This is a genomic window from Aminipila terrae, assembly GCF_010120715.1.
Classification (GTDB): domain Bacteria; phylum Bacillota; class Clostridia; order Peptostreptococcales; family Anaerovoracaceae; genus Aminipila; species Aminipila terrae.
Genome location: NZ_CP047591.1, coordinates 576898 through 589133, shown reverse-complemented (window position 1 = coordinate 589133; position 12236 = coordinate 576898). Strand labels below are relative to the sequence as shown.

The following is a 12236-nucleotide window of genomic DNA, read 5'->3' as shown; positions in this document are numbered from 1 at the left end:
AACATTTTATTTTAGGGAGTAACATGATGTTAAACAAAAACAGCAAGGATGCAACAAAAGATGTAACAGAGGAAGAAAACTCTGAGAGTAAAGAGAATAAAAAGAAAGATAAAAAGAAGGATAAAAAAGCGAAAGCTAAACCATCTTCTTACGATAAAGCTTTAAAAAAGAAGCAAAGAGTGGAAAAAGCAGCTGCTGCAAAAGTCAGAAATGCAGAAGCAAAAATAAAGAGAGCTGAACAGGCCGTAGTAAATAAAGAAAAAGCAGCCGAGAAAAAAGTAAAAGATAAAGAAAAAATCAAAGAAAAAAGATAGCTGATATAATAAAAAAGAAGAACAGAAAATCGAGAATAAAGAAAAGAAAAAAGCCCTGAAAGCAGCTAAGAAATCGAAGAAACGGGAAGAAAAAGCCAAAGAAAAAGCTGAAAAGATGAAGAAGAAAGCTGAAATGGCAGCACGCACCCCCTACAAAAGAAAATTGACAGGCGAATAAAAAGAAAAAAGATATTATTCAGGCTTATGATTTTGCTTATTTTAGTTGGTTTAGTATTAGGGGGAATAAAATATGGGCCAACCCTGATGGATAAGGCCAATATCCCTGAACATCTGGCTAAGATTACTGAAAGTATAAAGTCAAAGATACCATTTCTGAATAAGGAGAAAGAACCAGCTGCTGAAGTGTGGAACTTAAAAGAAGGATACATATGTGAAACTAAATTAATAGAAGATGGTCATAAACTTATTTTTGCAGCAGTTAATATAATTGGAGAGTAACACGATGTCAAACAACAGCAAGGATGCCATAGAGGAAGAGACCTCTGGAAAAATAGGTAAAAAAAAGAAGGACAAAAAGCCCAAGTTAACCCCTGAGCAAAAAGCCATTCAATATAAGAAAAAGGTAGAAAAGGCTGCCAATGCCAAAGTGCGAAAGGCAGAGGCGGATGTTAAAAGGGCAGAACAGGCTGATAAAAATAAAGAGAAAGCAGCTTCAAAAAAAGAAAAAGAAAAGGAAAAAAAAGCTTCTAACAAAATAAAAGCAAAAGAGAAGAAGCTTAAACAGAAAGAAAAGAAAAAGGAGCAAAGTGAGGCCAATAAAATAAAGAAACAGGAAAAAAAGGATAAAATACAAGCAGAAAAAATGCAGAAAAAAGCTGAACTGGCAGCACGTACACCTTTACAGAAAAAATTGGACAGGGAAAAGAAAATAAAGAAACTTTTGCCCCCTGTATTAATTCTGCTGATTGTAATAGCACTTGTATTTACAGGAATTAAGTTTGGACCTAAATTAATGAATGCAACAGGTGATGCAGTTTCTGCCGTTACAAGCAAAATTCCTTTTTTGAATAAACAAGAGTCAACAAAGAAAACCAGCAAGACTGAAAAGAAAACCAGTAAGTCTGAAACGGCTGCTAAAAAGGCAACAGAGAAGAAGACCCAGACAACAACTGAGGGAGCGGTCAAACAAAGTAAAACCATAAACATTGGTGGAATCTCCTCGGTGGAAGATTATTATTCAGTTGCGTTAACAAAGTTTTTAAAAATAAGTGATAAAGAAGCTAAAAAATATTGCAGTACTGCAAATACTGAGGATGCTTACACAAGTTTAATTAAAGGGGATCAGCAGGTTATTTTTGCTACTGAGCCAAAAGATGCAGAAAAGAAAATGGCTAAAAAGGCTGGATTAGCTTTGCAATCGGTGCCGGTTTTAAATGGTGGATTTGTATTCGTAGTTAATAAGGATAATCCGGTAAAAGAATTAACCATGCCTCAGTTATATGGTATTTATTCAGGAACTATTACCAACTGGAAGGAACTGGGGGGTAAAAATGAACCTATAGTTGCATATCAGCGGGATGAAAATACTGGTGGACAACAGGGTATGTATACATACGTGATTAAAGCAAAGCAGATAATGAAGGCTCCAAACAAGATGAAGATTTCGGACACAGAAGGTTTAATTAAGAAAGTTTCATCAGAAAAGGGAGCAATCGGTTATTCCTATTATTATTACATGACAAAGTCAAAAAATAGTAATGATGTTAAATTGATTGCGGTTAATGGCGTTAAACCTAATAAAAAAACCATTGGATATGCTCAATATCCATTGACTACTTATACTTATGCAATTGTTACAACTGAAAAAAATGCAACAAGTTATGAGGACACTAAGACTGCAGGAACTGACTTTCAGACTGACACTCAGATGATGAAATTAGAATTTATTAAATGGGTATTAAGCGAAGATGGACAGAAACTGGCAGAAGAAAAGGGCTTTATAAGGCATAATAATAAATAAAGGGGTGACCGTATTGTATTTATTTTATTTTGTTCTGAGCAGTATACCCTATTTTTTAGCAGCATTATTTATTGTCAATATGGTCATTGCATTTACGATTATTTTCCTGGAAAGAAAGAATCCATCGGCAACATTAGCATGGATTATGATACTATTTTTGTTGCCAGTAGTGGGCATTCTGTTTTATTTCTTATTTTCCCAGAACCTTTCCAGAAAGAAAATTTTTCAATTAACCAGATATGAGGAAGAAATTATAAATACTTCTCTCCAAACCCAGATTCAGGAGATGAAAGATGGGGAATATTCTTTTACTACAAGATCAGCCAAATACTGGAAAGATATGATTCGGCTAAATCAGGTGTATGGGCAGGCCTATTTTACTCAGGATAACAAAATTGAAATCCTTACAGATGGCCAGCATATGTTGAGAAAGCTTTTAAATGACATACGAGGTGCTCAGAATACAATTAATATCCAGTATTTCATTATAAAAAATGATGTGATTGGGAGAATACTGATTAAGTCTCTGACGAAAAAAGTTAAACAGGGAATCGAAGTAAGACTTCTTATCGACGCTATGGGAGGAAGACAGCTATCCAGAAGGACTCCCTGTATAAAGGAATTTGTGTCTGCAGGAGGACATGTATCTTTCTTCTTCCCCCCAAAACTAAAATTCTTGAACTTAAAATTAAATTACAGGAACCATAGAAAGATTGTGGTTATTGATGGTGAGATAGGATATATTGGGGGATTTAATATTGGCAAAGAATATGTGGGCAAGAAGAAAAAATTCGGATACTGGAGAGATACTCATCTTAAAGTTTTAGGAGGCTGTGTCCAGGATATTAACGCTAGATTTTTAATGGACTGGCGTTTCGCATCCAAAGAAAAGTTAATTCTTTCTGAGGCATATTACAGCGATATCATTAAGGAAGGATGTACTGGTGTCCAGATAGTATCCAGCGGACCCGACGGAGGAAAATCACAGATAAAACGTAGTTATATGAAAGTGATAACCTCTGCAACAAAAAATATTTATATTCAGACTCCGTATTTCGTACCGGATAACAGTATACTGGAATGTTTAAAAATGGCTGCACAGTCTGGTGTAGATGTAAGACTTATGATACCATGTATGCCAGATCACATGTTTGTATACTGGGCTACTTACGCTTACGCGGGAGAATTAATTAAATCGGGGGCAAAAGTGTTTGTATACGATAAAGGATTCCTCCATGCTAAAACTATGGTGGCAGATGGTGAAGTGGCATCCATAGGCTCTGCCAATTTTGATGTAAGGAGTTTCAGATTAAATTTTGAGGCAAATGCCTTTATATTTGACGAAAAAGAAGCTCGGAAAATGCAGAAAATTTTTGAAAAAGATATGAAAGACTGCCATGAACTTACAAAAAAACTTTATATGGAAAGAGGCTTAAAAATAAAGTTCAAAGAATCAGTTGCACGGCTTTTAACAGACATATTATAAGATGCACTAGAAAGATGGGGCTGTTACAAAATAGTAAACTATAGGCATATTTACTATTTTGCAACAGCCCCTTGGGTTAAGTATGGTATTCTTATTTAGGAATACAGAGTTTCATCCCCGCCCTTAAGTTATATGGATCAATATCAGGGTTTGCCTCCATAATAGCGTTTAGCGAGACCCGGTGCATTTTTGCAATCATATATAAGGTATCCCCTTTTTCTACTGTGTATAATGTACCCTGACAAGCTGGCTCTGTAGGTTCCATGGCTTCCGTAGGATCTGTATCACTAGGAATGCAGATTTTTGTTCCGATTCTTAAATTGTATGGATTTCTGATTTTATTTGCCATCATCAGATCACAGACAGATACATCGTAGCTTTTACAAATAGAATAAAGTGTGTCACCTGGTTTGATCGTATACACATCCATACAATAACATTTCCTTTTCATATTACTTCAATTCACCCCTTGCACAATTTCATATACTATATACTATTTGCATGAACGGCATTTTGTGATAAAATGTTCAAGTATAATTTTGAATTGTACTTGGATAATTGAAAGGATGATAATATTTTGCGAAGATTTGTAAATCCAACTTTTTTAATTTTAATACTTATTATGGCAGTGATGTCATTTACCAGCGGGCGATTTTCTAATCCACTGGATTGGCTGATGAATATGCTATTGTCCCTGCCAGCTATTGTAATTGGTCTGTCGTTCCACGAGTTTGGCCATGCAATTGCTGCTCATAAGCTGGGGGATATGACCCCTAAATATCAGGGACGTGTCACATTAAACCCTATGGCCCACATGGATCCTTTTGGATTTCTGTGCCTTATGGTTGCAGGGTTTGGATGGGGAATCCCTGTTCAGATTGACTCTAGAAATTTCAAAAATCCAAGAAGGGATGAACTGATTGTATCTGTGGCAGGTGTAGTCATGAACCTTATTATTGCAATTGCAGCTGCTGGAATCTTCAAATTATTTTTTACTTTTGCAGGCTCATTTATTGCATATTCCTATATGGGTGTTGTTGTACAGAAGATACTGGTAAACATTATAGTGATAAATCTTGTACTGATGATTTTTAACTTATTGCCTATACCGCCTCTTGATGGGTTTGGTATTGCTACGGAGTTGTTCAATCTTAGAAGCAAAGCATTTTACTATCAAATTTATGATAAGGGTTTTCTTATTTTAATGGTTTTAATCATGCTCAATGTTACAGATATAGTGCTGAACCCATTGGTGTCAATCTGTTTTAAAATAATCATGGGTATATTTTCTATTTAAAAGAAACTAAGTTAATTAAATAAAGTCTAAAAAGGCGAAAATGACTGAAAATCATTTTCGCCTTTTTTATACAAAAAATGTATGTAATATACTTTGTCCTCTGTTTATTGACACGAAATGCACTTAGGAATATAATAATAGAACAATTATCTGGTAAAAATTTCTATTTATATTGCATTACCGTTAACCCCAGTTAATAATGATTAAAACAGAATATGTATGGCTTGCAAATGAAGAAAAGAGAGGATGATTAAAAATGATGGAGAGATTGTCAAATCTGTTTATCCACCAGTTTCCTTATGCATTATCTTGCAATCAGTTTGTTTATGATCAAAAAGGTAACGTAGTTGACTGCATTTTTCTTGAATTAAATCCCCGTTTTGAATCTACATTTGAAGTAAATCAAAAAAACCTGACAGGTAAAAGTGTAAACAGTTTTTTTAAAGAGATGCTTTTAGACTGTCATGATTTATATGACGGATTAAGAAGATTTAAGAAAGCAGAGCAAAAAGAAGTTTATTTCAATCAGAAAAAAATATGGTTTCACCTTGACGCCTTTATGATTGACAAAGATGTGTTTGCAGTAATTCTAAGAGATATTACAAAGGAAAAAGCCATTTTGAACGAAGTGGTGCAAAAAAAGAAAGAGCTGGAAGATGCAAGAAATAACCTTGATTTTGTGTTTAACAGCACTCAGGATGCCATGTTCATGGCAGAATATAAAAACGACAACTTTTACTATATCTTTCTAAATGCTGCCCATGAAAAAGTAACAGGCCTGCGGAACAACGACATCGTAGGTAAAACGCCAATTGAGGTTTGGGGTGAAGATGTGGGCAAAAATCTCAACGAATTCTATTTACGGCCAATCACACAAAATAAGAACCTTATCACAGAAGAAACCTTATATACCAATGGAAAATTGTATAACTTTTTAACCAGTCTCTCCATTGCTATTGCATCAGAACACCAATATATCATTGTCTCACGGAAAGACATAACGGAATACAAAGAACTCCAGCAAACCCATCTCGCTACCTTGAACAGGCTACAGGCCATGTTCAGAGATCATAATGCTAAGATGCTGATTATTGATCCGGTTACTGGGAAAATCCTGGATGCCAATCCTGCAGCATGCGAATTTTATGGGTATGAAAAGTGGGAATTATTACGAATGAATATACAGGAAATTAACATGCTTCCAGCATTAGAAACAGCTAAATTAAGGAAGTCTGCTTTTGAACGTAAAAAAGAGCATTTTATCTTTCCTCACCGCTTGAGAAATGGGGAAATCAGGCTTGTGGAAGTGTATTCCTGTCCTATTGGAGAACGGGAAGAACCTCAGCTTTATTCTATTATTTATGATGTAACGGATCGGGAAACATACAGAAAAAGATTGTTTCATGAAAAGGAGTTGCTTGATACAACATTGAGGTCAATTGGAGATGGTGTTATTACAACGGACATCAATGGTAAAATAACAGTTTTGAATAAAGTGGCAGAGAAGATTGTGGGATGGAGCAGTGAAGAAGCTGGAGGAATGGATTTTGAAAATGTTTTTATACTGAAAAACGAAGAGACGGGCGAACCTGTAGAAAGCCCTATAAAAAAAGTTTTGGAGACAGGTAAAATAATTGGCCTTGTCAATCATACCGTTTTAATTAATAAAAAGGGGAAAAGGATTACAATTGCCGACAGTGCTGCGCCAATTAAAAATGAAAATGGGGAAATCTTTGGGGTGGTTATGGTATTTCGAGATATCAGGTTGGAAAAGGCCCAACGGAATAAAATAATTTTTCTAAGTTATCACGATGCTCTCACCGGGCTATATAACCGCCGTTTTATTGAAGAGGAGATTCTAAGGCTGGACATGGATAAAAGTATCCCTATTTCTGTCATCATGGGAGATGTAAATGGACTGAAAATTACAAATGACGTTTTCGGTCATGAGACTGGGGATGAATTACTGAAAAAAGTATCAGAGGTTTTTAAAGAAACCTGCGGAGCACATGATATTGCAGCTCGCTGGGGGGAGATGAATTCCTGCTGCTCTTCCCTAATTCAGATATCCATTATGCGGAGAAAATGATTAAAGAACTAAATGAAAAATTTATGAGGAAAAGGGCAGGTACTTTACAACTGAGTGTTTCCTTAGGGTGTGCGGAGAGAACTGGAAAAGATCAGAATCTTGATTGTGTAATCCGTCAGGCAGAAGAATGGATGTACCATCAGAAACTATTAGAGGGAAGAAGTTATAGAAATGCCATTATCAACACATTACTGGCTACTCTTTATGAAAAGAGCATGGAAACAGAAGAGCATGCAAGGAGACTTTCACTTTACTGCAAGGCCATTGGCCGGGAGTTAAAACTGACAGATAAAACCATGAATGAATTGTCCCTGTTGTCTTTGTTACATGATATAGGTAAAGTTGGAATAAATCAGAGCATACTAAAAAAACCTGGTGCCCTAACCCCGGAAGAATGGAATGAAATGAAAAAACATTCTGAAATCGGGTATCGTATCACTCAGAACACTCCGGAGCTTTCACTGGTTTCAGATTATATTTTATTTCATCATGAACACTGGGACGGTAAAGGGTATCCCAAGGGCCTTGAGGGGGAACAGATCCCAATATGCTGCAGAATATTGGCAGTAGCCGATGCTTTTGATGCAATGACCAATGACAGGGTGTATAGAAAAGCATTTACCAGAGAACAAGCAATAGAAGAACTTGTGCGTAATTCCGGAGGACAGTTTGCTCCGAACATTGTAGAAATATTTATAAAGATTCTGAGAAAAGAAAATGTAAGCTGAAGACTTATTAATCAGTGCCCCTATAAAAAAATTTTTTCTTATAATATCTTGAAATTTCAATACTTAGCAGGATGTTGTTAGCACTCTTGCTTGGTGAGTGCTAAAAAAGTATTTACTTTTTGAATCTGCTGGTATAAGATAACATCATAAGGAAAAAACATTTAAGGGAGGGAAGATTAATGAATTTTGATAAATATACACAAAATGCACAAGGGGCAATAATGGATTGTCAGAATATCGCAATTCAGGAGGGACATCAGCAGCTGGACGGAGAGCATTTACATCTGGCTTTAATGGAGCAGCAAGAAGGTCTTATTCCCAAACTGATTCAATATATGGGGATAAATCCTGAGGAAATAATACGAGATATAAGGCAAGAACTGGATAAACTGCCTAAAGTGGCTGGAGGTAACGATAACATTTATTCCACAAAACGTTTGAGTAAGCTTTTGATGGAGGCAGAAAAAATTGCTTCAAACTTTAAAGATGAATATGTAAGTGTGGAACACATTTATCTGGCATTGCTTGAAGAAAAGCAAACGGTTTCTGGAAAAATCTTTAAAAAATATGATATAACAAAAGAAAAATTCCTGCAAAATCTTACTAAAGTAAGAGGCAACCAGAGAGTTACAAGCCAGAATCCGGAAGAAAACTATGAAGCTTTAAGCAAGTACGGAAGAGACCTGGTTGAAATGGCAAGGGATGGAAAACTTGATCCAGTCATTGGAAGAGATGCAGAAATCCGCCATGCCATACAGATTCTATCCAGAAGAACAAAGAATAATCCGGTTCTGATTGGTGAACCTGGTGTTGGAAAGACTGCTGTTGTAGAGGGTCTGGCTCAAAGAATTTTAAATGGAGATGTGCCTGAAGGGTTGAAAGACAAAACAATCTTTGCTCTGGATATGGGAGCACTGATCGCTGGAGCAAAATTCAGAGGAGAGTTTGAGGAAAGGCTGAAGGCAGTTTTAAATGAAGTTGAAAAATCAGAAGGCCGGATTATACTGTTTATAGATGAAATCCACAACATAGTAGGTGCGGGAAAGACGGAGGGATCCATGGATGCTGGTAATCTGCTTAAACCAAAGCTTGCACGGGGAGAACTGCACTGCATCGGAGCCACCACTTTAGATGAGTACAGAAAGTATATTGAAAAAGATGCGGCACTGGAAAGACGTTTCCAGAAAGTCCTTGTTGATCAGCCAACTGTAGAAGATACGATTTCCATTTTAAGAGGACTAAAGGAACGGTTTGAAATACATCATGGAGTAAGAATTACGGATGGTGCGTTAATTGCCTGCGCAACGCTTTCAGACCGGTACATCAGTGACAGATTTTTACCAGACAAAGCTATCGACCTTATGGATGAAGCGGCTTCAAAAATCAGAACTGAAATTGATAGTCTTCCGTCTGAGCTGGATGAAATTTCAAGGAAAATCATGCAGCTTGAGATTGAGAAACAGGCGCTTTCAAAGGAAAAAGACAAGGCTTCCATGCAGAGGCTGGAAAACTTAGAAAAGGAGCTTTCTGAATTAAAGGCAGAAAATGCCTCCATGAGAGCACAGTGGGAAAATGAAAAGAAATCTATTACAGATTTAAAGGCGGTGAAACAACAGGTTGAAGATGTCAGACACCAGATAGAAGATGCTGAAAGAAAATATGATTTAGAACTTCTGGCAAAATTGAAATATGGAACTCTGCCTGAACTGGAGAAAAAGCTTCAGGAAGCAGAAAATGTCCAAAAAGAAAAGGCAGAAAGAAAGCTATTAAAGGAAGAAGTTACAGAAGAAGAAATTGCTGAAGTAGTAGCAGGGTGGACAGGAATCCCTGTAAGCCGTCTGGTAGAATCTGAAAGAGAAAAGCTTCTTAAACTGCCTGAAATCCTTCATAAGAGGGTAATTGGACAGGAAGAAGCAGTAACCGTAGTCTCGGAGGCTGTTTTAAGGGCCAGAGCAGGACTTAAACCGGCCAACAGACCCATAGGTTCCTTTATCTTTCTTGGACCTACTGGCGTAGGTAAGACCGAACTGGCCAAGTCTCTTTCTGAAGCTTTGTTTGATACGGAAAAAAATATGATTCGGATTGACATGTCAGAATATATGGAGAAACATTCCGTTTCAAGGTTAGTGGGAGCTCCCCCAGGATATGTGGGATATGATGAGGGGGCCAGCTTACAGAGGCGGTCAGAAGAAGACCGTACAGTGTTATTCTATTTGATGAAATAGAAAAAGCACATCCGGATGTGTTTAATATTTTGCTTCAGCTTCTGGATGATGGACGCTTAACGGATAATCAGGGAAGGACAGTTGATTTTAAAAATACTATAGTGATTATGACTTCAAATATCGGAAGTCCATATCTGATTGATAACATCAATCAGGACGGAACCATAGATGATCAGGTAAAAGAACAGGTTTCAGATGAAATGAAGAAATATTTTAAACCTGAGTTCCTGAACAGAATTGATGATATTGTTGTATTTTCACCACTTACAGAAAATCAGATTACTAAGATTATAGATATTTCTATGATTTCCCTGAAGGAAAGGTTACAGGATAAAAATATAGCCATTGAACTGACTGATGATGCAAAGAGATTAATTGCAGATGAAAGCTATACTCCTGCTTATGGGGCAAGACCGGTTAAGAGGTATTTACAAAAACATATTGAAACGGAAATTGCAGCCATGATTATTAAAGGGCAGATTATGGATGGAAGTAAGATATTACTTGATTCTGATGGGGAAAAGCTGGAATTTAAAGTTCAGTAAATAAAAGGATAAAAAACTTTGGACTGTGTGTAATCAATGATTTATACACAGTACCGAAGTTTTTTTATAGGCGTTCAGTGGTTGAAAAAATATGCTGTACATAGTATAATTTCACAAAAGATTAAGGGTGGGCACAGTTTTGATTAAAAAGAGAATTATGGCAATTATGTTATCCTCCTGCCTGATGGCAGGAGGAAATCCAAGTGTAGCTCTGGCAGCAAACGAGGACAATTCCAATTTAGAATATGTCAGAATGGGGGTAGAATTATCGAATCAGATTGACAGGCAGCTTAATCAGGGAATCCCGTCAGGTGAAGAAACTTTTAAAGCCGAAGTGGAGTCGAAGGTGGCCCCTGGTAAAAAACAGGCAGCGAACACAGAGTCAGATAATGTAGCTTTAGACGAATTTGCTACGGATGCAAATAACTCAAATATAGATTTATTTCTGACTGAATGCAGAGATTATTCCATAACAGGAACCACAGGTCAGCTAAAAGGTTACAGAACTTCAGGTATTGTTTATCTTACCAGACTAACAGCCGGCGTAACTGTTCTGGAAGCTGCAGATGTGGCAAAAGCCCGGGTTAAGGCAAAAGAAATTGCTGAAGATATAAAAAGCCAGACGGATTCAAAAAAGAAAATGGTACGGCTTGTAAATAAATATATTACTACAAACACGGAATACATTAAAGATTATGATACAGAGACCCAGGAGTGGTTATGGTCTTCTACTGGACCTCTTTTACACGGAGAAGCTGTATGCATGGGTTATGCATATGCCTTTAAGAGTATATTAGATGAACTGGACATTCCCGCAGAGACCATTATAGGCAAATCTGGTAATGATGTGGACCATGCGTGGAGCAGATGTAGAATTGATGGCAAATGGTATTATAATGATATCACTTTTGATGATCCTATTGGAGGAAAACCTACAGAAGATTTTCTGTTATTAAGTAAAAGTGCTTTTTATAAAAAAACAGGACATAAGGATATCTATGATGCAAATGAAAGAGTTGCGGACAACGTATATCATACAATTTATAGAAATGATCAGATATATGAAGCAGATGCATTAAAGAAAAAAGACCTTTTTACGGGGGATGACAGGGGATACCGTCTGGAAGAAGGCCTGACCAGAGCAGAGATGGCAGTAATCCTTACAAGAGTCACAGGGGCATGGCAGAACTTGAGGCAAATGGTCAATTTTATCGAGATAAATGTGTATTTACTGACGTGCCGGAATGGGCCAGGCAATATGTTGGTTACTGCTATGACAAAGGGCTTGTAAAGGGAATCAGTAATGGCTTATATGGATCAAATAAGAAGGCAAACAAACTGGATTTTTGTACAGTAATGCTGCGGGCTACAGGTATAACCCAAGGATATGAATATAAGACTTCGGATGTAAAAGCAGTGGAGTTAGGCTATATTAATGAAGGCAGAACAGCATTTGCTGATTTGAACCGGGCGGATGTAGTACATATGATTTATAATGTGGATTCATTGGGAAAAATTTAAAGCAGTAAGTTAGTGTCTGATAGGCAAATATGTTTGTTGACAAGATGTTT

The 12236-nt window shown here is 36.8% G+C and carries 11 protein-coding genes and 1 pseudogene; 11 read left to right on the top strand and 1 reads right to left on the bottom strand.

Annotated features, from left to right (window positions below):
* The first annotated feature begins 23 nt into the window (after positions 1-23).
* The 4 genes from Ami3637_RS02695 (at position 24) to cls (ending at position 3781) form a co-directional block, all read left to right on the top strand.
* Complete coding sequence (locus tag Ami3637_RS02695) at positions 24-314, top strand: hypothetical protein (RefSeq protein WP_162361206.1); 291 nt, start codon at positions 24-26, stop codon at positions 312-314.
* A gap of 204 nt (positions 315-518) precedes the next feature.
* Entirely contained in the window at positions 519-773 is a 255-nt protein-coding gene (locus tag Ami3637_RS02690) for a hypothetical protein (RefSeq protein ID WP_162361205.1), read from the top strand.
* A 4-nt stretch (positions 774-777) separates the two neighbouring features.
* Positions 778-2295: a PstS family phosphate ABC transporter substrate-binding protein gene (locus Ami3637_RS02685; RefSeq protein WP_162361204.1), complete on the top strand. Its 1518-nt coding sequence runs from the start codon at positions 778-780 to the stop codon at positions 2293-2295.
* Between the two features lie 13 nt (positions 2296-2308).
* Positions 2309-3781 carry a cardiolipin synthase gene (gene cls / locus Ami3637_RS02680; RefSeq protein WP_243158086.1) on the top strand — a complete coding sequence of 491 codons (1473 nt, stop codon included), beginning with the start codon at positions 2309-2311 and terminating at the stop codon, positions 3779-3781.
* A gap of 91 nt (positions 3782-3872) precedes the next feature.
* On the opposite strand, the gene Ami3637_RS02675 is transcribed toward cls, so the two are convergent.
* The gene (locus Ami3637_RS02675; RefSeq protein ID WP_162361203.1) at positions 3873-4211 is read right to left on the bottom strand and encodes a LysM peptidoglycan-binding domain-containing protein; all 339 of its coding nucleotides are present in this window, start codon (positions 4209-4211) and stop codon (positions 3873-3875) included.
* Between the two features lie 147 nt (positions 4212-4358).
* Between Ami3637_RS02675 and Ami3637_RS02670 the strand changes: the two genes are divergently transcribed.
* The 7 genes and pseudogenes from Ami3637_RS02670 (at position 4359) to Ami3637_RS02650 (ending at position 12186) form a co-directional block, all read left to right on the top strand.
* Positions 4359-5078 carry a site-2 protease family protein gene (locus tag Ami3637_RS02670; protein ID WP_162361202.1) on the top strand — a complete coding sequence of 240 codons (720 nt, stop codon included), beginning with the start codon at positions 4359-4361 and terminating at the stop codon, positions 5076-5078.
* 256 nt (positions 5079-5334) lie between these two features.
* Complete coding sequence (locus Ami3637_RS02665) at positions 5335-7167, top strand: PAS domain S-box protein (RefSeq protein WP_243158085.1); 1833 nt, start codon at positions 5335-5337, stop codon at positions 7165-7167.
* The gene (locus tag Ami3637_RS17220; RefSeq protein WP_243158084.1) at positions 7164-7895 is read left to right on the top strand and encodes an HD-GYP domain-containing protein; all 732 of its coding nucleotides are present in this window, start codon (positions 7164-7166) and stop codon (positions 7893-7895) included. The genes Ami3637_RS02665 and Ami3637_RS17220 overlap by 4 nt, the downstream gene beginning before the upstream one ends.
* Before the next feature lie 179 nt (positions 7896-8074).
* A pseudogene (locus tag Ami3637_RS02660) lies at positions 8075-10308 on the top strand (ATP-dependent Clp protease ATP-binding subunit); the annotation flags it as partial.
* Between the two features lie 12 nt (positions 10309-10320).
* Positions 10321-10665, top strand: a complete 345-nt coding sequence (locus tag Ami3637_RS19045; RefSeq protein WP_408609061.1) for a hypothetical protein — start codon at positions 10321-10323, stop codon at positions 10663-10665.
* 139 nt (positions 10666-10804) lie between these two features.
* On the top strand, positions 10805-11956 hold the full coding sequence (locus Ami3637_RS02655) for a transglutaminase domain-containing protein (protein WP_162361201.1): 1152 nt from the start codon (positions 10805-10807) through the stop codon (positions 11954-11956).
* A complete protein-coding gene (locus tag Ami3637_RS02650; RefSeq protein WP_162361200.1) occupies positions 11902-12186 on the top strand; it encodes an S-layer homology domain-containing protein in 285 nt (94 codons plus the stop codon). Before Ami3637_RS02655 ends, Ami3637_RS02650 begins: the two co-directional genes overlap by 55 nt.
* Positions 12187-12236 lie beyond the last annotated feature (50 nt).

Coding starts and splice junctions, on each gene's coding strand:
- Ami3637_RS02675 (WP_162361203.1), bottom strand. CDS start 4,211: ATGGATGTGTATACGATCAAACCAGGTGACACACTTTATTCTATTTGT.
- Ami3637_RS02695 (WP_162361206.1), top strand. CDS start 24: ATGATGTTAAACAAAAACAGCAAGGATGCAACAAAAGATGTAACAGAG.
- Ami3637_RS02690 (WP_162361205.1), top strand. CDS start 519: ATGATTTTGCTTATTTTAGTTGGTTTAGTATTAGGGGGAATAAAATAT.
- Ami3637_RS02685 (WP_162361204.1), top strand. CDS start 778: ATGTCAAACAACAGCAAGGATGCCATAGAGGAAGAGACCTCTGGAAAA.
- Ami3637_RS02665 (WP_243158085.1), top strand. CDS start 5,335: ATGATGGAGAGATTGTCAAATCTGTTTATCCACCAGTTTCCTTATGCA.
- Ami3637_RS19045 (WP_408609061.1), top strand. CDS start 10,321: ATGAAGAAATATTTTAAACCTGAGTTCCTGAACAGAATTGATGATATT.
- Ami3637_RS17220 (WP_243158084.1), top strand. CDS start 7,164: ATGATTAAAGAACTAAATGAAAAATTTATGAGGAAAAGGGCAGGTACT.